The following is a 23,675-nucleotide window of genomic DNA, read 5'->3' as shown; positions in this document are numbered from 1 at the left end:
TGTTCTATTTATTTTTGGGAAGGAGATGCTCCGTTTATGGAAACAATCCCAGTTACATTAAACCCAAACGATATGGGTTCAGGGTTCACTTTTTCTAATGGTAACCTTACCGTAGTTACCTCAACTGATTATCGTGCTATTCGTGCTACACACGGTAAGTCAAATGGAAAATGGTATTGGGAGGTTAAATATGATGCTGGAGTAAAAAACGTTCATATTGGAGTATCCAACAAATCATTCTTTTTAACAGGGAATATTGTTGCAGATAGCTCAATGTGGAGAACTTATTATGGTAATAGCGGGAACAAGTATCCGGAAAATACAGCATACAGTACAGTCTGGGATATTGGGACAGTTGTGGGTGTCGCACTTGATCTTGACAATGGAACATTAGAGTTTTTTAAGAATGGTGTTAGTATGGGCATTAGTCACACTAATGTAAAGGAATTAGGAGAAGTTTATCCTACTCTAGGCTCATTTAGTTCAAACAGTAAAACAGTCACAATTAACTTTGGTGTAAGACCCTTTGTACATAATGTTCCTTCTGGATTTAAAGCTTACAACTTAGTGTACTCTAATAAAATTTTATTTTCATCAGAAGACAAGCACTATAGCATTACAAATAAATACAAAGATAATGCTATTCCTGCAATGACATCTAACACTACTCCATCAGGTGTTGTTGATGCAAGTTCGACTTACACAACATTTTATCCTTGGAAAGCATTTGATAGAATTGTTGATCCAAATGGATGGGTTGCAGCTAGTGGAATTTTGGTCGGATGGTTAAGCTATGAGTTTCCGCAGGCCAAATTAATAACTGCGTATTCTATTAAGTCTGGAACAACCCCAGTCAACAGACCTCCAAAAACCTGGACATTTGAGGGATGGGAAGGAACGAAATGGATTATCCTTGACACCAGAATAAATGAGCCTAACTTTACTGTAGAAGAGTTCCGTCTCTACGGGTTTAAGAATAAAGTTGGGTTCAAGAAATATAGAATTAATGTTACTGCCAACCAAGGCGCTGGAGACTTCTTGGCGATTGGTGATTTTGGCATGTATGAATCCGAAAGGTACATAACTTCCGTGGAATGTTCGGAAGTAAGTATTCTAGAACATGGGATGAACAAAGGAATGATTATTGATTTGGAGGATGAATTCAGCGAAAGAAGGTCATTGGTTAAAGATAGTGAAAAAATCGGTTCAGGAAAAGTCTTCAAACAAAAGATTAATACTAACAAAGTATCAATCAAAAAAGCATCAATTATTTAAATCAGTTAGATGAAATTGTTTTATTTATATTTAGAAAGGAGATGGGATTATGGCAAAGCTTGTGAATATCGTACCACCTATGACATCGTATACTTCACCTTCAGGGGTAGTAAGCTACAATGGTCAAAATGGTGCATATCACGCTTATAAAGCCTTTGATAGAAGTCAAGGTACGTTCTACGGAACCTATCGTGTCACTAATACATGGGTTTCTTACAGGTTTCCAACCTCTATAAAATTGGCAGGGTACTCGATATATTGCTTGGAAAACAACTCGCCACCTCGATCTTGGGTTCTGGAAGCAAGTAATGATGCAGTTACATGGGATCTAATTGACACAAGAAATGATTATGTAGTCGCATCATGGACAAACAATAGAAAAGTCACTTTCAATATCGCTCCCACTAAAGCCTATCTCAACTATAGAGTACGGGTAACAAGAAATAACACCTCTGAAGTAATCAATATCCATGAGATTGAATTTATGGATTGGGTCTATGACAATAAGTATTTAGTGCAAAATAGCTCAACCTATAAGTATTACGCAAGTGGACAATGGCAAGTGATTTCAGGTTCACCCACCGAGCAGGACTATTTAAACTATGGTATGGACGACATCTCCATCATACCTGAATCCGCATGGTCACAACTTCAAGGTGAAGTAGAACTATGTTACTACACGGACGACCCAACCAAAACAGAAGCATCTTTCAATATCGAAACTGATCCTTTCACTTTAGCCGAAGAGTGGGAAGACAAAGAGATCAAAATCATCGAATACACCGATAACCCAAATCAAACCGAATCAACGATTACAATCGAAACCGAACCGTTTACCCTCTACGACGAGTTGGGTGACAGTGTAGATGTTCTATACTACACGGATGATCCATCCAAAACATCAGCGGAACTGAATATTACGGCTAACTACTCCCCATTGGATGAACTTGAGGGAGATTTTGACTTGGTTACGTGGACGAATGATGAAGAGGTAATCGCCGGAAATCGGGACATAATGCTAACGTATAACGCGCTACCGTTTGAGCAATTAATTGTGCAACCAACAGACATAGCGTTATATGGAGACGTGAAAAAGGTTGTCGCTACGAAAGTAACGGAGAACAGTCCGGAAGGTATATTAAGAATGGCTGCTTCGTTCGACTCAGGGCTCACATGGAAGACATACCGTTTCAGCAAGTGGCTTGATCTGGATATCCAGGATACAACGTTATTCAAAAGAAAAGGAATGAACCTGGACACACTCAACGCCATCCCTGAAAAGGATCTAATAGCTTTAACTCGAATTGCCTACTACTTCGATAGCAGTAAGCACTATGAAAACAGCTATTCGCTTGACGAAGTGAAGATGGTCGTTGATGCACCGCGACATGCAGTGGAGTTTAGAGATATGTCACTGCAACTGTTAAACACCACAGCCACAATCGACCTGACCTTCTCTGGAAACAAACTTACAGGTGTGCTGGATGATGCAGATCAGGGCAAGGTTAAATACCGCTTCTTGTTGAACGGTAAAACGTATTATCCGGCGGATGGCAATTTTACACGACTAGCAGCATCTCCATTCAATATTGAACTCAATATTGACGAGAGAAATGTTAATTTTGGCGTAGAGAATACATTGAAGATTGAATTTCAGGATTATTGGGGTGCCGTAGACTCCCGGGAAATCAAGTTTATCGGATCGTATTCAGGATTAATGTTTATGGACGAGTCTGGAGATTTTCTTTCAGATACCTTTGGTGGTATTTTGAAACAACTTGATTATGGGGTGATCATTGCCGGACAGACGACGTTAACAAAGAAAGTCAGAATCAAAAACTTGCTTGGTTATGCTGTGGATCATGTTTACCTGGAGATGGATAAGAAATTCGAAACGGATGGTGTTGAAGTCCAATTATCCAGACAGGCCGACCCGTTTCTTCCGATCGATTATCTGACCTATGGTCTGATTCAACCGGAGGATAGCATCGATTTTTATATTCGTATCGCAACGGATATTCATGCCAAGCCGAATCCTAATGGTAATTTTGAAATGAAGGTCACAGCAGACCGGGTGTAGCTCTCAATACAATGAGACAGGAAGTGAGTGGAATTAATAACGGGGAGACTCTATTAGATAGTTATATACATATTAAAAGTCCGGAAAATCGTTTTACAGCAAAGTATATTCTGTACAATCAGGTGGATGAAGAACTGTCTTCAACCCTAATAGCTGCTACAAGAAAAGTGTCCGAGATCGTCTCTAGTGTATCCGTACGTGTCAGACGGTCACAGGAATTGAGCAATTCGCTATCGGTGATGTACAGGTCGCAAGGAGATCTGGGCGCAACCATTCAAGCGGCATCCAAAGTTGATCTTGAAGGCATGTTGTACGTTCGCCCACATAACCGTGCACACGGCAAATATGAATTACTGGAAGCACCGCGTGTAACTGTTAATCTTAAGCCTGTTGCTGATGCGACCACACGAAGCCAAACTCACCTGCAGACGCTCAACTTTGGTGATACACAGCGTATGATGATCGGTAGAGACGAGATAGAGCAATTCGAATCGTTTATACATTTCGGTGATTTGGATATTAGAATACCTGATCTGTTATATCTGGAAGACGCTAAATTGAGGTTATATTACACAGGAACCCTGGCACCTGGAGCACACATTGAGCTGCATCAGCCTGATACGTTGTGGCGTGAGTACGGGATTACGTATGCGAACAGACCTCAGTCCATTCAGCTCTTATCGTCCAGTTATATCCTGGATACGACTGAACGTTATGTTGAGTTTGATATGATGGCATTGCTTCGAATGTGGAGAGAAGGTATTCTTTCGAATATTGGAATGATTATTCAGTCTAGCGGCAACACGCCGATTTATTTCAACACTCGTGAGTCTTCCAAACCACCTGTTTTGCAGATCAAATATATCACTTCTCAAATCTATTCCATCGGTCGAACCGAAATTGAAAGTGAAGTTTTTATTTATGGTGTAGGTCGCAAGGATATAGCTTCAACGTTAGTTGTACACAGTGATATTGGGCTGGACTGGCTCAAATCTCAGTTGTACGTCCACCGTTATGAGGATCACATGCATCATGATATACCTCAAGTAATCGCGGTCAGCCGTCCGTACCTGGATGTAGATCTGACAATAGCTAAACGTATAGATGCAGAACTAGGTTCGAACATTTCTATTGCTGAAAGTAGGACAGAAGAGAAGGAAACATGGGTTTCTATTTCTAAGCCCGAGCTTCATGCGCAGTTCATTACTGCTATACGAACAACTAAGGATACAGACGGTAATCTTGCCGTTAGAACAGGTCTAGACGACGAAAAAACTGTAGAAATCGCAGTGTCTCATCCTGACTTGCCTTCAGTCATTACGGTAGATAGACAAATGTCTCTAGTCAGTACGTTAACGATATCACAGCTGCTCGATGATGGACGGGATACGAGTTTAATTGTATCCATACCTGATCTTCATACTTCATTGGAAGTCTCCAATTATACAAAAGTAACTTCATCGTTGGGGTCTTTGCTAACGGTCATGTACGACGATGATTCGACTGTGATTTCTGAGATTAAGGTTAATAAGCCTGATCTGAATAGTGATCTTCAAGTCAGAGCAATAGATCATGATGAGAGGGCAGGCAGTCTTGAGATTCCTTATTTGGAAGAACAGCTTGGGCAATTATATATCTCCAGACCTGATGTGCTTTCCAGCATTGAGGTCAAGTATATGGATGTTTTGGACGGCCACATTAGTATCAAGGAAAGAGAATACTTGGATAGCTATCTTCAGGTGCGAGATTGGAAGGATATGCAGTCTACAGTAGATGTGAGACAGATTGTCGATATGGCTACTGAAGTGACAATTTCCAAGCCTGATCTGGCCGCGTATGTCTTACCAAGAGTTATTGCGAATGTAGAGTTAGATTCGATCACAAGTATCCGTAAACGGGATGCCGGTGATTTAGTGACCACAGTAATTGTGAAGAGTCCAGGAAATCAAGCGTATTTTTACATTTTATAAAATGAGTACATCATCAAAGAGGGCGTTGGCCCTCTTTTTTTTGCGTTTAGGCTCATGTCCATCCCTAAGCATCTGTACTTTATTGTGTAACAGTCGTCTTCTCGTTATGATACAATGTGTTCATCACACATTAAGGAATGAAGACCATGCATCAAGAGGACAGTGTATTTGAACAGATTATGAAGCAGAAAAGATTGAAGCCTATCAAGCCTGAAACTACAAAAGTTCAAGTTAAACCAATACATAAAAAGAAACTAGCTCAGGAGCAATTAAGTGATTTGGATGTCCAGTTTAAAAAGTCGGTAGCTGAATCAATAGACCGCAGTGTACTGCATAGACGTGTACTGGGAATTAGAAGAGAGTTAACGGAGATAAGACGATTAAAGAATGATGAGCATACGTTTTAAGGTAGGCCCAATTTGGCTCACTTTAGACGACGCTTTAATCCGTTTTCATATGGTGTGAATTCCATTTATAGTCTATTTTAACCAGTTAAATTTATGATAGCAAAGACGTAGAAAAAGATATAGACGCCGATGTGGTTGCTTTTGAATCTAATTGGGTGAGGGTCAAAAATAACCATCTCCACCTCCTGAAACAGAGATTGATGATAGGTGGTGATTATATACTTGCGCCCTCTGTTTTTTATTTTCTTGCGATATATTGATGTATTGATTATTTCTAATAGCTTTATCTGAAAGTGGAGAGGAACGAACAACAGGTTCTCTATTGCTACTACAGTCTTTTTTCGGTGATTTCTTTTGTTGTTTTCTACATCCATAACCATGTTTAGGATTTGTCTTTTTGTTCGTACTTAAAGTTGTTAGAGGAGAGTCTACCTGAATCTTATAATAATAGTTATATGATTCAAAAGAGATAGACGTAAAGAAACAAATAGATTTAAAATGAAAGTCTGTTTGTATACTGATATTTAAGGCCTATTTCAAGCAGGATGAAATGGCAATTATTTAAAGACATTAGTCATTATTTACTATATAATTAGCAATGTAAATAGTACATTAGGAGGTAGTATTTTGAAGTTGTTAAGAATTTTAGCTTGGTTATTCGTTCCTTTCATTATGATTTTTGTCTCATGGAAGAAGCTTGGCAAGGTTGCGAAAATCGGCGGTGCTATATGGGCTGGCTTTATATTATTGATAATTGTGATACCAACTGAGGAAAAGCCAAACGTGACAGCAACCGTAGAAACAGATGCAGTGGCCTCACAGGAAAAAGCACCAAAAGTGGAAAAGGCAGTTGCTGTGGTTGATACAAAAACCGAGAAAAAAGATGATCAAAAGGCTAAAGAAGAGGCTAAGCTGAAAAACGAAACTGACGCTGCAGCTAAAAAAGCCAATCAAAAAGAAGTATTAGCATTTGAAAAATCTGTTTATGCATTAGAAGAGACTATGTCTCCAATTATGAATACATATCAAGAAGCTATGACAGGCTTAGGAAATGGTACGGTTGACATCTATACTGTCTATGAAGCAACAGAAAATGCACAGAAGGCCGCCAAACACTTGCAGAGCAAATTCTATAATTTAGATGTTCCAGAAAATCTCCCTAAAGATGTGAAACAAATGTTGAATGCAACGGCCTCGAACTTGAGTACAGCCTATTATTCTAAAGGTAAAGCATTCGATGCAGTTCTTGAGTTCTTGGACGATCAGAAGCCCAGTCATATGTCCAAATTTAAAGAAGAAATCTCTATGGCAGATTCATTTGTTATGAAGGGTATTTTGAAATTAATGGAAGCGAAAACTGCTGTTGGATTAGAGGTAGATTCAAAATAGTTTAATATTAGAATAAGAATGAGATGCCCGTTATAGGGCATTTTTTCTTTTTGTTGTGAATTTAATTTTACCAATAAAAAAAAGATCCACTTCGTACTATATCGCATTTTTTGTCCTGTTAGAAAGCTGCCTCATTTCTGAGGTGGCTTTTTATATTTCAACTAAAGCATAGTTCTACTATCTAAGTCTGCGAAAAGATTTACCAACAGTATATTTGAACTGTAAGTACCTACATTTTCTCAAACACGGCAGGTGTCCACACGACAATCCAGAATGAGGCATACAATTATCGTGACCTGTGGAAGAGGAGGTGGATCGGGAAATTATGGTGACGATGGAGCCTATTGTAGTTGGAGAACATGTATTAGTTGGGGTAGAAGTCAAGCTGCCCAAAACAACTTTGCTGACGATTAACACATCCAAAGGATATATCATGTGCGGAGCACTCGACGTGGGATTACTTAATGAGAAGCTCGGGGATCGCAAAATTATTGCAGCTCGGGCGGTTGGTGTGCGTACACTGGAGCAATTGTTGCATGCACCTATGGAGTCGGTGACAACAGAAGCCGAGGCCATGGGCATTACGGTTGGCATGACGGGTGTAGAGGCTTTGTTGAAAATGATCTAAGCACTAACAAAAGGGCTCCCTATGGGAAGCCCTTATTTAACGCCGTAATACAGAGCCTGGCACATCGTAACTTCCACCTCTATACACACGAACGCTTTCTATTAAATTAAGCTTCTTCCTTCGCGAACAAGGCAGCCAGATTTTCTTGGAAAGGTGCGCGAACAACACCTTTTTCCGTGATAATAGCTGTTACATATTCGTTAGGCGTTACGTCAAATGCTGGGTTGTATACTTTAACACCTTGCGGTGCTGTACGTTTACCAAATCCTTCGGTCACTTCTTCCGCAGCGCGTTCTTCAATCGGAATCAGGTCCCCGGATGGAGTGGACAAGTCGATAGTCGACAATGGGCTGGCTACATAGAACGGAATATTGTGAGCCTTGGCAAGCACGGCCACACTGTAGGTTCCGATTTTGTTAGCTACATCGCCATTGGCAGCAACACGATCTGTTCCGACGATAACGGCTTGAATCCAGCCTTTGGACATGACCATGCCTGCCATGTTATCACAGAGCAGCGTAACGTCAATGCCGGCTTGCTGTAACTCAAATGCAGTCAGGCGTGCACCCTGAAGTACAGGACGAGTTTCGTCTGCAAATACTTTCAGGTGAATGCCACGTTCCTGTGCGAGATACATTGGAGCAGTTGCCGTACCGTATTTCGCCGTGGCTAGTCCGCCTGCGTTGCAGTGAGTGAGTACACCCATACCATCTTCGAATAAAGGCAGTGCATTCTCGCCGATCATGCGGCATACTTCTTCGTCTTCTTTCTGAATCAACAGAGCTTCTACTTCAAGAGCATCATTGCCCTCATCCAGGCTCAGGCCGGATTCAACGATCTCATTTGCTTTTTGCATCATGCGATCGAGTGCCCAGAACAGGTTCACCGCTGTAGGACGGGAAGTAGCCAGATGAGCACATATGGATTTTACGTGGTCCAACCAACCTTGAACAGTTGTTCCGTCATATGATTTGGCACCCAATACAACACCAAATGCAGCAGCAATACCAATCGCCGGAGCACCGCGTACTTTCATGGAGTGGATGGATTCCCATACTTCCTCGGGTGTATACAGTTTCAACATGAGGATCGTTTCGGGCAGCAGACGCTGGTCAAGCATTTCAAGCTTGTCCTTTTTCCAGATGAGAGAGGACAGAGGCTGATATTCAGGGGTTGTCATGGGTGGTTCCCTCCGTTCCTTATGTTAAGCCTTAGTAGTAGTAACAGCTGTGGATACAATATCCAATACTTCGCCGATGGTATTCAAGCGACGGTTGTTCTTGATCAACGCTTTACCAATGGACAATGCTTTACGTTGAGCATGTTCACGTTCAGTTGCATTTGGAATGGTATCTATATCCGCCACGTGAGCGAGCCCCACGATACGACGAACCATTTTGGCACCTGCAAAGCCGATCGAATCTCTGAACAATTGTTGCACATACAGATCCTGATACCCTGGCGTTTTTGCCATCGGATCAACGAGGTCGTTAACCCAGAGGGCACGGAAACGAGATTCGAATTCAGTCCATACATCACGAACCATATTCAGTAAAAGCGTCTCACGCTCACGCAAAGCAGTCTCATTCTGAATCCATCCTGGCAGGGATGCGTAATTTAAGAGCAGGTTTGCGAGGACTGCACCGACATCAAATCCCATGGGGCCGTAATATGCAAATTCGGGATCGATGACTTTAGTTGATTCAGGTGTAACAAAAATACTGCCTGTATGCAGATCTCCATGAAGCAATGCCTGCCCATGTGTTAGGAATTTTTCCCGCAGCAAGGCCACTTCAAGGTGAAGCACTCCATCTGTGCGAAGGGCTTCAGCCTCGTCCTCAATGGAAACATCATAATTATTTTTCTCAGCGATCCGGTAGGGTTCATCAAAGATCAGATCCTCCGTTATTTTGCATTGGTCCGGATTAATGAATCTGCCCTGTTGTTCCTTCTTCAATTGCTGATCCATGCCCAAGTCTGATGTGAAGAACAACGTTCTTGCCATGAATTCCCCGATATGCTGTGCAAAAAGAGGATAGGAAACACCTTCGATCAGGCCTTTACGCATGATCACATGATCACTCAGATCTTCCATAACCGTTAACGCGAGGTCATCATCGTAATGATACACTTCGGGTACCATCCCTGGACACAGACGATACTCTTCCTGCAGAATCTCACGTTCAATGCGGGCACGTACCAGAGAGAGCGGCCATGATTCTCCAACCACTTTCGCATAAGGAAGCGCCTGTTTGATAATGATACTTTTATCGGAGTTCTGATCCGTGATGTGGAATACCAAATTCAGATTGCCATCGCCGATCTCGTGACAATCCAGATTCGCATCTGCCGCAAATGGACCCGGTAATGTTTTGGCCAGTTCAATTGCATACTGGGGGGTAAACGGGCGATATTGGGACAAAGGTGCCACCTCCATATATATGAAGAAACAGGAAAACCCACTTCTTTGCTTGGTATATGTCAGTATATCGGAAATAACGCGGTTTTTGAACTTTTTTTTGAGACAAGTCAAGTTGATCCTGATTCGAACTTCCGGTTCAAGGGTAAAAACAAATAGGTCGGACGGTTGAGAGAAACACCGTTAACAAGCCTCTCCACTACATGTGGTGACACACTATTAACTCTCTGTTATGTATTGCGGGACAACCTGCTTATCATGGCATGACAGACTAATTTTAAATAAAGGATGGGATTAATATGGCTACAAAAAACAAAACAGATCAAGCAAAATCGGTGGAACAAGTACTTAATCGTCAGGTAGCTAACCTGAACGTATTGTATGTTAAAATCCATAACTATCACTGGTACGTCAAAGGACCTAACTTCTTCACGTTGCATGTGAAATTCGAAGAGTTCTACAACGAAGTTACAGTACAAATGGATGAAATCGCAGAGCGTATCCTTACGCTGAAAGGTAGCCCGGCGGCTACAATGAAAGAGTATTTGGAGCTTTCCTCTATCCAGGAAGCAGCAGGCGGAGAAGACGCAAAAACAATGGTGCAAAACCTGATCGAGGACTTCGCTACACTTTCGAATGAATATCAGGAAGGTATCGAAGTTGCAGATGCAGCTGAAGATCAACCAACATCCGATATGCTGACAGGCTTTAAGGCTGACCTGGAGAAACACATGTGGATGCTTCGCTCTTTCCTGGGTTAATATAGCCAAGATTTTGCTTAATACAAATGGTTTCTTACGTAAGCCTTCTGCTCCCCAATCGGTTGTCAGAAATGCCCTGAGCGTCTATACTGCTGACAAGAACGATAGGGGAGGGGACCGCTTATGTTAGAACCAACGATACCGGCTTTAAAAGAATGGGCTTCTGCAATCAAAGCACTGGAAACGGGTCGCCAGATTATGGTGATGCGCAAAGGTGGCATTGTAGAGGAAACCCGACATTTTGAGCTGAAAAGTCCAGCGTTTTATCTGTATCCGACTTATGAACATCAGCGTAAAGAACTGATTAAGTCCTCGGATCAATCCTATGTTGAAGAATCACTGGCCGAATGGGTGCCCGAAGCTTCGACAATCCGTATTACTGCATATGCCGAAGTAACGCAGGATCTGGAGATACGAGATCAGGAGATGCTGGATCGACTTCTTGACTTTCATATGTGGACAGCGGATTTTGCCGAAGACCGTTTGAAATGGAAACGCAAAGATCCGCTCCATGTATTGATTTTACGTGTGTACCTTTTGAAAGAACCGATGGAAATCCCCGTACTGCCTGAATATAATGGTTGCCGTTCATGGATTTCTATTCCGAATGGTCCGGTGCCGCGCGAAATGACGCCGGTGGTGGACGTTGCGGATTTTGACGAACAGGTACAGAAGATTAACGAGATGCTCAAATTGTAAATGGTAACATTATTTAACGGAGGGACTTGTCCATAATATGGATGAGTCCTTTTTTTAGATTAGTGTACAGCAGATGGCATAAAAGCTTGAATTGCTGTGATTTTTCTCACTGTGCATTTGTGCTTAAGATGTTTTCTGATTTGATTCAATTTGTCTTTTACTATAGAATCAGAAAGAATAAGGTTTCATGCAAGGGACAAAGGTTCTTAGGAAATGACTTGATTATCATTGAGAATCAGTTTAGAATTATTCTAAAGTGTTCTTGCTTTAAGAATCGAGTACAGGAGAAATTCAGGGGAAGCCCTGTTCAGATATAATAGGCGCTTTTTCGTTTTCGACAACTAACATCAATTTAATCAATGGAGGGAAACAATACACATGGCTACGAATTTCGTCATTGAAGGTCTGAAAGCGACGATCGAAGGTAAGGAAATCCTGAAAGGCATCAACCTGGAAATGAAAGGTGGAGAAATCCACGCAATCATGGGGCCAAACGGAACAGGTAAATCCACTCTGGCTTCTGCATTGATGGGTCACCCTAAATATGAAGTAACAGACGGTAAAATTACACTTGATGGTGAAGATGTATTGGATATGGCTGTAGATGAGCGCGCACGTGCAGGTCTCTTCCTGGCTATGCAATACCCAAGTGAAATTGCAGGTGTTACTAACTCCGACTTCTTGCGTAGTGCAATTAACGCACGTCGTGGCGAAGGTAACGAGATCTCTCTGATCAAGTTCATTCGTCAAATGGAAGGTAAAATGAAAGAACTTGACATGAACCCTGAGTTCGCTCACCGTTACCTGAATGAAGGTTTCTCCGGTGGTGAGAAAAAACGTAACGAGATTCTGCAAATGATGCTGCTTGATCCGAAAATCGTAGTACTTGATGAAATTGACTCTGGTCTGGACATCGATGCTTTGAAAATCGTGGCTGACGGTGTGAACGCTATGAAGAGCGAAGACCGTGGCTTCCTGATCATCACTCACTACCAACGTCTGTTGAACTACATTACGCCTGACTATGTTCACGTAATGATGCAAGGTCGTATCGTGAAATCCGGCGGACCTGAATTGGCTCACCGTCTGGAAGCAGAAGGGTATGACTGGGTAAAGGCAGAGCTGGGAATTACAGACGAAACTGTAGGCCAAGAAGCGTAAAGACAAAACGGAGGAGGATTAATTAATGACTACACAAACAATTCTTCCGGTTGAATCTGAAGCGCTTCGCGCCTTGTCGGAAAGCAACAATGAACCCGGCTGGTTGACCGAACAGCGGCTTGAAGCTTTAAAGCTTGCGAGCGGGCTTGCGCTTCCTAAACTGGAAAAACAAAAAATCGAACGCTGGAATGTCAGCGAGTACGGAACATATAAAACAAGTGAAGCCATTTCTTCTTTGACAGAAGTACCTGCTTCTATCAAAGATCTGGTTCAGGATCAAGCTGAAGGCAGTCTGGTTATCCAGCGCAATTCCGGTACGGTATACTCCAAGGTGTCTGCTGATCTGGCAGCAAAAGGAGTTATCTTCACGGATCTGGCTACAGCGGTTCGCGAACATGGCGATCTGGTAAAACAATATCTGAACACAGCAGTTAAAGCGGATGAGCATTCCCTCGCTGCATTGCATGCGGCACTTTGGAATGGCGGGGTCTTCCTGTATGTTCCGAAAAATGTCGAAATCGAAGTACCACTGCAAGCAGTGTTGCTTACGGATGACGCATCTGCAACGTTTGCACCTCACGTGCTTGTTGTTGTAGAAGCAAACAGCTCCGTAACTTATGTGGATAACTATGTATCTGGCGAATTGTCCGCACCTGTTTTCCATAATGGTGTTGTGGAAGTATTCGCAAAATCCGGTGCTAAAGTACGTTTTGCATCGGTTCATCAACTGAGTGTAAATGTAACTGATGTTTCATTCCGTCGTGCAGTGTTGGAGAATGATGCTTCCATCGAGTGGATTGTAGGCGAAATGAACAATGGCGACACAGCGAGCAACACGATGACCGTGCTGAAAGGCAATGGATCAAGTTCTGATTCCAAAGTCATCGCTGTAGGTTCCGGTTCGCAAAAAATCAACTACACCACAGAAGCTCGTCACTTCGGTAAGAATACGCCAAGCCAGATGATTACACGTGCAGTTATGCGTGAAGAAGCTTCTGCAATCATCAACGGCATCACGAAGATTGAGAAAGGCGCTACCAAAGCTGATGGACAGCAGACAGAGAAAGTATTGATGCTGAGTCCTAAAGCACGTGGAGACGCCAACCCAATCCTTCTTATTGACGAGGATGATGTAACAGCAGGTCACGCGGCTTCTGTTGGTCAAGTCAATGCCGAGCAGATTCATTACTTGATGTCGCGCGGAATTAACCGTACGGATGCCGAACGCCTGATCATCTATGGCTTCCTGGCTCCGGTGGTGGCGGATATTCCTCTGGAAGCACTGCGCACCCAATTGCAGTCCCTGATTGAGAAGAAGCTGGGACAATGAACCCGTCCATTCGCGAGCAGTTCCCGATCCTCCACCAGGAAATTAACGGACACCCGCTCGTATATTTAGATAGTGCTGCAACTTCACAGAAGCCTCATGCTGTGATCGAAGCAGTCAAACATTATTATGAGTATGAGAACTCCAACGTACATCGCGGTGTTCATACCCTTGGAAGCCGTGCAACGGACGCTTACGAAGGCGCACGGGAGAAGGTAGCCAAGTTTATCAATGCCCGTAGTACACAGGAGATTATCTTTACTCGCGGTACAACGACAGCCCTGAATCTGGTGGCTTCATCGTACGCCCGCGCCAATTGCAAAGAAGGCGATGAAATTGTTATCACGCAAATGGAGCACCATAGTAATCTGATTCCTTGGCAGCAAGTTGCCAAGGAGACAGGTGCAACATTGAAATACATTCCGCTTCAGCCTGACGGTCATATTGAATTGGCTGATGTTGAGAAGACGATTACGAACAATACTAAAATTGTAGCAATCGCTTATGTATCCAATGTTATGGGTCTGATCCATCCAGTGAAACAAATTGCTGAAATTGCACACCGCAATGGTGCTGTCATCGTTGTTGATGGCGCACAAAGCACACCTCACATGAAGGTGGACGTTCAGGATCTGGACTGTGATTTCTATGCATTATCCGGTCATAAAATGTGCGGACCAACCGGAATCGGTGCACTCTACGGCAAAAAGGCGCTGCTGGAGTCCATGGAACCCATTGAGTTCGGTGGTGAAATGATTGATGATGTGGGTCTGTACGAATCCAACTGGAAAGAGCTTCCCTGGAAGTTCGAAGGTGGAACCCCGATTATCGCAGGTGCGGTAGGGTTGGGAGCTGCCATTGATTTTCTGGAGCAGATTGGTATGGATGAGATCGCACATCATGAGAGTGTGCTGGCAGCTTATGCAACAGAACGACTGGCCGAGATCGATGGGTTAACCATCTATGGCCCAGCCAAGCGGCATGTGGGTGTTGTTACCTTTAATCTGGGGGATGTTCATCCGCATGATGTGGCAACTGTGCTGGATGCGAGTGGCGTAGCCATTCGTGCCGGACACCATTGCTGTCAACCGCTAATGCGCTGGCTTGAAGTTAGCTCAACAGCTCGTGCCAGCTTCTATCTATACAATAACGAACAAGATGTAGATCGGCTTGTCAGCGCCTTAATCCAGACAAAGGAGTATTTTGGCGATGCAACTTGATGATCTGTACAGACGTGTTATAATGGACCACTACAAAAACCCGCGTAACCGCGGAACATTTGATAATGACGCTGTCACGGTGAATTTGAACAATCCAACGTGCGGCGACCGGATTTCACTGCAAATTTTGCTGAAAGACGGAATCGTCCAGGAAGCCAAATATACGGGTGAAGGCTGCTCCATCAGCATGTCCTCTGCATCGATGATGACAGAGGCCGTCAAAGGTAAAACGATGGAACAGGCACTCGATATCGCTAACCGTTTTTCCTCACTGATGAAAGGTGAAGAAGTCGATTTCGACGATTATGAAGATCTCGAAGCCCTATCCGGTGTGAACAAGTTCCCTGCACGCATCAAATGTGCCACTCTGGCCTGGAATGCATTACGCAAAGGGATTGACGAAGAGAACAAAGTACAATAACGATAGGGAGGTAGAGCAAGATGGCTAAAAAAGCACCAGAAATGGAAGAGTACAAATATGGTTTTCGCGACGAGCACAAATCCATCTTTCAAACCGGTAAAGGTCTGACTGCAGAAGTGGTTACCGAGATTTCCAAGATTAAGAATGAACCGGAATGGATGTTGGAATTCCGTTTGAAATCTCTGAAACAATTCGAAAAGATGCCAATGCCGAAATGGGGCGGAGATCTCGACGGATTGGATTTCAATGAAATTCAGTACTACGTTCGTGCTTCTGAAAAACAAGGTAAAACATGGGAGGAAGTTCCTTCTGAAATCAAGGAAACCTTTGATAAATTGGGTATCCCTGAAGCAGAGCAAAAGTTCCTTGCAGGTGTATCGGCTCAGTATGAGTCCGAGGTTGTATACCACAACATGCAAAAGGAATTGGAAGACCAAGGTGTAATCTTCATGGATACGGACACGGCTCTGAGAGAGCATCCGGAAATCCTGCGTGAATATTTTGCAACGGTTATTCCACCAGCAGATAACAAATTTGCTGCATTGAATAGTGCGGTATGGTCCGGAGGAAGCTTCATCTACGTGCCTAAGGGCGTTAAATGTGAAGTACCTCTGCAAGCCTACTTCCGGATTAACTCCGAGAATATGGGACAATTCGAGCGTACACTCATCATTGCGGACGAAGACAGCTTCGTTCACTATGTAGAGGGATGTACAGCTCCAATCTACAGCACGAACTCACTGCACAGTGCGGTTGTTGAGATCATCTGTAAGAAAAATGCTCGTGTTCGTTACACAACGATTCAAAACTGGGCACCAAACATCTACAACCTCGTTACAAAACGTGCGGTTGCTGAAGAAAATGCAACGATGGAATGGGTCGATGGTAACATCGGTTCCAAACTGACGATGAAATATCCAGCGGTTGTACTGAAAGGCCGTGGAGCTAAAGGTTCCGTACTCTCCATCGCTGTAGCTGGTAAAAACCAGCATCAGGATGCAGGTGCGAAAATGATCCACTTGGCTCCGGATACAACATCTACGATTGTATCCAAATCCATCAGTAAACATGGTGGTAAAGTAACGTACCGTGGTTTGGCTTCCTTTGGGCGTCAAGCTGAGGGCGCGAAATCCAACATCAAGTGTGATACACTCATTCTCGATAATGAGTCCACATCGGATACAATTCCTTACAATGAAATCATGAATGATAACATCATGCTGGAGCATGAAGCTACAGTATCCAAAGTGTCTGAGGATCAACTCTTCTACCTGATGAGCCGTGGTCTGACTGATGCAGAAGCAACACAGATGATTATCATGGGCTTCATTGAGCCATTCACGAAGGAATTGCCAATGGAATACGCTGTTGAGATGAATAGATTGATCAAATTCGAAATGGAGGGCTCCATTGGTTAATCCAATGCAGCGCCTTTCGAAGCCGTAAAGCTGAAGCTAGTTGCTAATGTTAAGCGGTAGATATCGTTTTATGTGATCGAATACCCTCTAGAGCAGACTTTTTAACAAGTCTCTCTAGGGGGTATTTTTATTCAAAAAATCTGGGGATAACAGCGATCAGAAGGTTGTTCTGTTATCGGAGTGGCAAGTGTAAATATTCTTTAGATCAAATTGTATATTTACAAATGAATAGACCAGCGTTATTCTTCCATTGACGAATATTACATATATTTGAATTGATTCTAATATGAGGAGGGATATGATGCGAAGAAGTATAGTTAAAAAAGGAGCAGCCTTGGTATTGTCTGCTGTTGTTGCCTTTACGAGCTCACCGTTATTTTTATCAACGGCGAGTGCAGCAGAAGATGGATCGGTATCGGGTTCATTCAACGTACTTAGTTACAATGTAGGTGGTCTTCCAGACCTGGTATCCAGCTCCAATCCCAAGGAGTACACCGTTCAGATTTCCCCAAAATTAAATGACTATGACATCATTAATGTGCAAGAGGATTTTAATTATCATAATGAGCTGATATCTCAGGTCACTCTGCCGTATTTGACGACAACAAGCGGAATTGCGGGGTTTGGTAGTGGGTTGAACAGTCTGTCCAAATATCCATTCCGTGACTTGAAACGTATTACCTGGGATAAGCGATCTGGTCTTTTTGACAATGGAAGTGATGAATTGACTCCAAAAGGATTTACAGCAGCTACATATGAGATCACACCTCAGGTAAAATTGGACGTGTACAACTTGCATGCGGACGCAGGTAGCGATGATAAATCGCTTGAGGCCAGACGAGATAATATCAGACAACTCTCCAATTACATAAAGGAGCACTCGGACGGGAACGCAGTTATCGTATTTGGGGATACCAATACACGGTACACCCGTGCTGCTGACAATATAGAGCTACTCATGTCTGAGAATGGTTTAAGAGATCCGTGGATCGATTTGATTCGAGGTGGGAGTATTCCCGCTGATGGAGAAGCCCTTATGGATACAACCAATTTAAATGGACCCAACTACGAGATAGTGGACAAAATTTTGTATCGCGGAAGTAAAGCATTGTCCCTTAATGCACAGAGCTATCGGGTAGAAAATCAAACATTTGTTGACCCGAGTGGGAAGCAACTCTCCGATCATTATCCGATTACAGCAGAATTTGTGTACAGCACCTCTTCTCAGTACCAATTAAGTTCAACAATCGGAGGATCCGGAGGAACTGGGTTTAATGATCTGAATCAGATTCCCGATGCCAGACCCAGCTCCGTTGTGCTCAACTCGGGTAATCGTGTAGACGGCATTTCAACGCTGTACAAGGATGGAACGAACCTGGTACATGGTGGTCAATCCAACATTGTCACACTGAACCTGGCTGACGGAGAATACTTAACCGAGGCAACAATTGGTCAGGGGACACGAAATGGAGATAAACGGATCTTTTACGTGGAGTTGTCCACCAATCTTGGAAATAAAATTGAAGGCGGACAAAAGATATCGGATCAAATCAAACTTGAGGCACCAGCGGGGTGGTACATTGCCGGATTTTATGGAAGAGCAGGACAGGAATTGGATCAGCTAGGCGTCATATTCAGACCTCTGAATTAGAAGTGAGTAGTGGTTAAAATGAAATAATAATATATACATTTCATAGAGTGTTCATATTAGCACATCGCCGCTTGGAATATACGTTGGAGAGAGACCATAAGGTTTCCCTAATGATATTCTGAGCGGTATTTTTGTGGAATAAAATAAGACCAATAGCACAAGCCATTTCATAGATTTAAGCATTTAATGATAGAAAAGGATGTGAGTGTATGAGCGTGAACCCTTTCGAGGGATATCGGATTACAAGTTCATTCGGCTATCGAATTCATCCTATTCATGGTGGACAGACATTTCACCGCGGAATTGATCTCGTGACAGAGCCCTGGAATGGCCCCGTCTATGCCTTTATGGAAGGTAGGGTACGTTTTGCTTCAGAAGGAGTTACAGGCTCCGGATTCGGCGGTTACGGGCTTACAGTTGCCCTTCAAGATCATCGTGGCTACTTGCATTGTTATGCTCACCTTTCGCGGATTGCCGTAACCGTTGGGCAGCGGGTGAAGAGAGGCCAGCTTATCGGTAATCAGGGAAGCACGGGTCAGAGTACCGGCCCGCATGTACATTATGAGATTCGTAAAACAAGTGCACCATCGTACGGGTACACAGCTAGCGAAGATGGTGTGATGGAACCGGGTGCGTATCTACAGGCTGAATACGGAACTGCATCTCAGGAACAGGAGGCACCGCCGATGACCACTGAGCAGAAGAAAATGTTTGAAGCTATGCAGAAAACGCTAGAGATTCAAGGGGGATGGATTCAGCAACAGGAGCAACTTTCCAATATGGATTGTCCCGCATGGGCGAAGCAAGCATTTGATTATTATCGACCCTTTATTATGAACGACAAAGGCAGTTATGAATTTTGGAGATTACTTGTTATCATGTACCGCAAGGAAAAAGGCATCCAGGTTCATTCGGAGTCCGACATATAGATCCCTGCATAGGACAGGGAGTAACAAAAGGCTGATGCACTCAGGTAGATGCAGACAGATAACCATTTATCGAATGTTGCCTGTTCGCCCGGTTCATTCCACCGGAAACGTCATATGTTAGGGTATACCTGATGAAGAGGAGGCAATCACATGAGCGAAGTAGGATATGGCTGTGGTGGCAATGTAGGCGGAGTAGGCGGCGTTGGTGGATACAATATGTTCACAAACACTGGTGCAATCTTGGTACTGTTCATTCTGTTGGTTATCATCACAAAAGCATTCTGTGTCTAATCCAACATGATTGAATCGGAATAGACAAAAGGGAAGCCGATTACGGCTTCCCTTTTGTCATACGCCAACCTATAAGTTGGTTATTTCAGTTACTATGGGGTTCTTCGTATACATGCTGTGTACAATGAATAGTTACTGTACATAAATCTCAACGATAGCAATATCTCTTTCTTTCGCTAAATCGATAAAGGCCGTAGAGGTCTGAACGAGTGGTCGGAAATAATCCGCAGGATTATTCATGACAATGAGTCCCGTCTGACCCGTGGTGAGCAGAACCCTTTTACCGATAAAATTAGGCAGCATGTGCTTGATCAGTTCCTGTGTTGCTTCAGCATTTAACTGACCAAAGCTGAGGCTGTACAGCTCACACAGAACAGAGATCAGTTCCTGTTTGGTCTGGTATACCCGATTCGTCGTCATGGCGCTGTAAACGTCTGCTACAGCAGTTATACGGGCATATGGGTGGATCTCGTCTCCTCGCAGTCCATGAGGATAACCACTTCCATCCTCGCGCTCATGATGTTGAAGTGCAACCATTGCCAGAATTTCATCCTGCGTGGATTCTTTAATGATATCGTACCCATAGAATGTGTGTTTCTTCATTTCGTCAAATTCTTCCGTGGTCAATTTACCAGGTTTATGTAAAATCTCAGAAGGAATCTTGGACTTGCCGATATCATGAAGATATCCTGCTTTGGCTACAGTTAGACATTCCTCGGGGTTGTAACCCATCCAGCCGGCGATATAAAAAGCGAGCATTCCGACTTGCAATGAATGGTTGTACGTATAATCGCTATCCCCGTCCAGCATAAGCAACAAGGAGACAACATCTTTTTGTTTTTCCAACTGTTCTGTTAGGGTAAACAAAATCTCATCGACCTGTGTCTCATCAATAAAACCCTTCTCCATCGCTTGTTGAAATAGAGATTCAGTACCTTTGATCGTATCGTTAAACAAATTAGTTAACAGACGGGTTTGATCGGAAGGTAAGGTTTGTGCATCAGAGTGTAGGTCGGATGGTGTGTGTTCTACATCTGCGTACTCGATTCCATGTTGCAACAGTTTGGATAGGTCATCTTCACTGAGGGTGGAACCTTTCATCAGCATGTGGAGACCCGAACTGTTGTATACATCATTTTGTAACAGGTCACCCGGTTTAAGATCAGTAACATGCACTCTCACGTATAAACCACCTTTTCTCGACTAATATCGACACATATAATTATAATAACAAGAAAAAAATGGGTTGACAACGACTTATTTACTATTAACCCACTCTGTCTAAAAAGGTGTAAAGGCTCATTGTTTAGTTCTCCATGGGGTTCCATGGTCCTAATTGATGCCCCTTCCATTCAGATCCATCTTCCCAAATTTCCTTTTTCCAGATCGGAACGGTCTGTTTCAGTCTCTCTATGGCGTAACGGCTTGCATCATAACAGTCGTTGCGATGAGGCGAGGAAACAGCAATGACTACACTAATCTCTGCCACATCTACTTTGCCGATTCGGTGACTGATTGCACATAACACACCAGGCCAGCGATCGGAGATTTCCACACCAATGGCTGCCATCTGAGAAAGAGCCATCGGCACATAGGCCTCGTATTCAAGATGAACGGTGCGCTGTTCACCGGTCATTTCACGAGTTGTACCTACAAAAGTAAGAGCTGCCCCGTGATTCGGGGTAATCACTAGCGCCGTTGTTGCTTCCACGGACAAAGTGGATTCTGTAATTAGAAATAAGCCATCTTCAGTCCGATGCTCTGGAACGGTAGAGCGAAGTTGTTCATCGGATATATCCGTACCATCGCCTCCAGAGACGGGAGGGATCAACGCAAGTTCATCTTCTGAGCTAAGTATAGTATCGGCAGGAGCGTACTGCTGGTTAACTGCCAAAAAGGATGTCCTTATCTGAGAAGCTGCCTCTGGGTAGGCCAGACTCAGTTTTTCTTTTAAATCGGCAGCGGTTGGAATATCTCCAATGTACTCAAACTCCAGAAGGGATGTATTTAAACGTTCTGCAATGCCTGCAAATAGTTGAATTGTCAATTTCATAGATATGACTCACCTCTTTTTGATCTCTAAACCCTATAAATATATCATAACGACGCGGAAAATGTTATGCTTATCCATTAGAAGAATGAACGTTTATTGAAGAGCAGGGGAGGCGGTGTGATGAGCACCAGGGAGAAGCAAACGTTAACGATTCTGCACACCAACGACATTCATAGCCACTTCGGCTCCATGAGCACCATCGCCGCTATGATCAATGAGGAACGTGACCAAGGTGGCAACTTCCTTGTATTAGATATCGGCGATCATATGGACCGGATGGCCGTTGAAACAGAGGGAACACTGGGTACGGCTAATGTTGATGTTATTAACCTGACGGGCTACGATGCCATTACAATCGGTAACAACGAAGGACTAACCTTTACGCCAGATCAGCTCTCGCAGTCCTACGCTGGACTTCTGTGTCCTGTGGTATGCAGCAATGTTGTGGAGCAAGATACTGGACTTGCGCCAGTGTGGATGAAACCTTCTCTGATTGTGGAGAAAGGTCCATTTCGCGTTGGTCTGCTGGGGGCAACGGCCCCTTTTACCACGTTCTATGAATTGCTCGGGTGGGATGTTCTGGACCCTGTGGAGTCATTAAGAGCTCAAGTGGAAGCATTACGTGATGAAGTAGATGTTGTGGTTATTCTTTCTCATCTGGGGCTTTCGACAGATCGGAGACTGGCGGAGCAGATTACGGGAATTGATGTTATTCTCGGTGGACATACCCATCATGTTCTCGAAGAACCCTTAGTCATTGGTCAGACCGTGCTGGGTGCAGCTGGAAAATTTGGCCAATGGCTTGGGAAAGTGGTTCTGGAACGAACAAGTGTGGGAGAACCTCTCCAACTGGTAAGTAGCGGTTGTATGGCTGCCAAGAGTATATTACTGGATGATCAGGTCGCGCTGGCAATCGCTACGAATCGTACGGAGGCTGAAAGGACACTCAATCAGACGGCAGTGATAACGGATCGGGTGCTGCCCATCACGTACGACCGGGAATCCCCGTTTGCTACCTTGCTTGCACAAGCTGTTCGTCATTTCACGGGGGCACAGCTGTCTCTGGTGAATGCAGGTCAGCTTCTCGGAGATCTTCCACAAGGTAATATTACAAAAGGAATGTTGCATTCCCTATGTCCATCTCCTATAAATGCTTGTACAATATGCTTGAGTGGAAGTCATATTCGTGAAGCACTTGAGCAGTCCTTGTTGGACGAGTTTTCAGGTAAGCCCATTGTGGGATTTGGTTTTCGTGGTTATATTCTAGGCACGTTATGTATGGACGGAATGGAAGTTCAATACAATCCAGATGCGCCAGCCTATCAGAAGATCCAGACCATATCCATCAATGGAGAGCCTATGGACGAACAATGTGAGTATATCGTTGGAACACTGGACATGTTTACGTTCAATGTGGGGTATCCTCCTCTTGCTCATGGAACCCGTACGCTCTATCATCTTCCGGAATTCATACGCGATTTGCTGGAAACGGAAATAAAACGACCAGGGGCTCTGGACGACAGCCTGCGAGCCCGCTGGCATCAAAGCTAAATTTAAAGTGCTCGCCTTCTGCTGA

General features: G+C 43.7%; 21 protein-coding genes. 17 read left to right on the top strand and 4 right to left on the bottom strand.

Annotated features, from left to right (window positions below; translation table 11 throughout):
* Positions 1-36: 36 nt before the first annotated feature.
* The 6 genes from MKY28_RS16675 to MKY28_RS16650 all read left to right on the top strand — a co-directional run bounded on the left by MKY28_RS16675 (position 37) and on the right by MKY28_RS16650 (position 7,749).
* Positions 37-1,275 (top strand): SPRY domain-containing protein, encoded by a 1,239-nt coding sequence (locus MKY28_RS16675; protein ID WP_340936420.1) that lies wholly within the window; start codon positions 37-39, stop codon positions 1,273-1,275.
* A 49-nt stretch (positions 1,276-1,324) separates the two neighbouring features.
* Entirely contained in the window at positions 1,325-3,355 is a 2,031-nt protein-coding gene (locus MKY28_RS16670) for a hypothetical protein (RefSeq protein ID WP_340936419.1), read from the top strand.
* 11 nt (positions 3,356-3,366) lie between these two features.
* Entirely contained in the window at positions 3,367-5,325 is a 1,959-nt protein-coding gene (locus tag MKY28_RS16665; protein WP_340936418.1) for a CBM96 family carbohydrate-binding protein, read from the top strand.
* A 146-nt stretch (positions 5,326-5,471) separates the two neighbouring features.
* Positions 5,472-5,732 (top strand): hypothetical protein, encoded by a 261-nt coding sequence (locus tag MKY28_RS16660; protein WP_076327017.1) that lies wholly within the window; start codon positions 5,472-5,474, stop codon positions 5,730-5,732.
* Between the two features lie 627 nt (positions 5,733-6,359).
* Positions 6,360-7,121 (top strand): hypothetical protein, encoded by a 762-nt coding sequence (locus MKY28_RS16655; RefSeq protein WP_101313324.1) that lies wholly within the window; start codon positions 6,360-6,362, stop codon positions 7,119-7,121.
* Positions 7,122-7,446: 325 nt separating this feature from the next.
* Positions 7,447-7,749, top strand: a complete 303-nt coding sequence (locus tag MKY28_RS16650) for a YunC family protein (protein ID WP_017689545.1) — start codon at positions 7,447-7,449, stop codon at positions 7,747-7,749.
* A 106-nt stretch (positions 7,750-7,855) separates the two neighbouring features.
* Here MKY28_RS16650 and mtnA read toward each other — a convergent pair whose 3' ends face one another.
* Together mtnA and mtnK are read right to left on the bottom strand one after the other, a co-directional pair.
* Entirely contained in the window at positions 7,856-8,929 is a 1,074-nt protein-coding gene (gene mtnA / locus MKY28_RS16645; RefSeq protein ID WP_100529473.1) for an S-methyl-5-thioribose-1-phosphate isomerase, read from the bottom strand.
* A gap of 24 nt (positions 8,930-8,953) precedes the next feature.
* Positions 8,954-10,171 (bottom strand): S-methyl-5-thioribose kinase, encoded by a 1,218-nt coding sequence (mtnK, locus tag MKY28_RS16640; RefSeq protein ID WP_340937953.1) that lies wholly within the window; start codon positions 10,169-10,171, stop codon positions 8,954-8,956.
* A gap of 296 nt (positions 10,172-10,467) precedes the next feature.
* Here mtnK and MKY28_RS16635 point away from each other — a divergent pair, with 296 nt between their 5' ends.
* From MKY28_RS16635 to MKY28_RS16590, 10 genes are all read left to right on the top strand, one after another.
* A complete protein-coding gene (locus MKY28_RS16635) occupies positions 10,468-10,929 on the top strand; it encodes a Dps family protein (protein WP_017689542.1) in 462 nt (153 codons plus the stop codon).
* Between the two features lie 123 nt (positions 10,930-11,052).
* On the top strand, positions 11,053-11,628 hold the full coding sequence (locus MKY28_RS16630) for a DUF1802 family protein (RefSeq protein WP_017689541.1): 576 nt from the start codon (positions 11,053-11,055) through the stop codon (positions 11,626-11,628).
* A 378-nt stretch (positions 11,629-12,006) separates the two neighbouring features.
* Positions 12,007-12,789, top strand: coding sequence for a Fe-S cluster assembly ATPase SufC (sufC, locus tag MKY28_RS16625; RefSeq protein ID WP_036609931.1), 783 nt, complete (start codon positions 12,007-12,009; stop codon positions 12,787-12,789).
* Positions 12,790-12,814: 25 nt separating this feature from the next.
* Complete coding sequence (gene sufD / locus MKY28_RS16620) at positions 12,815-14,119, top strand: Fe-S cluster assembly protein SufD (protein ID WP_237176150.1); 1,305 nt, start codon at positions 12,815-12,817, stop codon at positions 14,117-14,119.
* The gene (locus MKY28_RS16615; RefSeq protein ID WP_047842300.1) at positions 14,116-15,336 is read left to right on the top strand and encodes a cysteine desulfurase; all 1,221 of its coding nucleotides are present in this window, start codon (positions 14,116-14,118) and stop codon (positions 15,334-15,336) included. Before sufD ends, MKY28_RS16615 begins: the two co-directional genes overlap by 4 nt.
* A complete protein-coding gene (gene sufU, locus MKY28_RS16610) occupies positions 15,326-15,757 on the top strand; it encodes a Fe-S cluster assembly sulfur transfer protein SufU (protein ID WP_017689537.1) in 432 nt (143 codons plus the stop codon). Before MKY28_RS16615 ends, sufU begins: the two co-directional genes overlap by 11 nt.
* Positions 15,758-15,777: 20 nt before the next feature.
* A complete protein-coding gene (gene sufB / locus MKY28_RS16605) occupies positions 15,778-17,175 on the top strand; it encodes a Fe-S cluster assembly protein SufB (protein ID WP_036669904.1) in 1,398 nt (465 codons plus the stop codon).
* Between the two features lie 301 nt (positions 17,176-17,476).
* Positions 17,477-18,826: a jacalin-like lectin gene (locus tag MKY28_RS16600; protein WP_340936417.1), complete on the top strand. Its 1,350-nt coding sequence runs from the start codon at positions 17,477-17,479 to the stop codon at positions 18,824-18,826.
* Positions 18,827-19,035: 209 nt separating this feature from the next.
* On the top strand, positions 19,036-19,755 hold the full coding sequence (locus tag MKY28_RS16595; RefSeq protein WP_338708271.1) for a M23 family metallopeptidase: 720 nt from the start codon (positions 19,036-19,038) through the stop codon (positions 19,753-19,755).
* Between the two features lie 150 nt (positions 19,756-19,905).
* On the top strand, positions 19,906-20,046 hold the full coding sequence (locus tag MKY28_RS16590) for a hypothetical protein (protein WP_017689533.1): 141 nt from the start codon (positions 19,906-19,908) through the stop codon (positions 20,044-20,046).
* A 132-nt stretch (positions 20,047-20,178) separates the two neighbouring features.
* On the opposite strand, the gene MKY28_RS16585 is transcribed toward MKY28_RS16590, so the two are convergent.
* Both MKY28_RS16585 and MKY28_RS16580 read right to left on the bottom strand, forming a co-directional pair.
* Positions 20,179-21,228: an HD-GYP domain-containing protein gene (locus MKY28_RS16585; protein ID WP_036609925.1), complete on the bottom strand. Its 1,050-nt coding sequence runs from the start codon at positions 21,226-21,228 to the stop codon at positions 20,179-20,181.
* Between the two features lie 124 nt (positions 21,229-21,352).
* The gene (locus MKY28_RS16580) at positions 21,353-22,099 is read right to left on the bottom strand and encodes a molybdenum cofactor biosynthesis protein (protein ID WP_036609923.1); all 747 of its coding nucleotides are present in this window, start codon (positions 22,097-22,099) and stop codon (positions 21,353-21,355) included.
* 120 nt (positions 22,100-22,219) lie between these two features.
* Between MKY28_RS16580 and MKY28_RS16575 the strand changes: the two genes are divergently transcribed.
* On the top strand, positions 22,220-23,650 hold the full coding sequence (locus MKY28_RS16575; RefSeq protein WP_338708273.1) for a bifunctional metallophosphatase/5'-nucleotidase: 1,431 nt from the start codon (positions 22,220-22,222) through the stop codon (positions 23,648-23,650).
* Positions 23,651-23,675: the final 25 nt, after the last annotated feature.

Source organism: Paenibacillus sp. FSL R5-0473 (assembly GCF_038004565.1).
GTDB lineage: Bacteria > Bacillota > Bacilli > Paenibacillales > Paenibacillaceae > Paenibacillus > Paenibacillus amylolyticus.
This window is presented reverse-complemented; position numbering and strand designations above follow the sequence as displayed.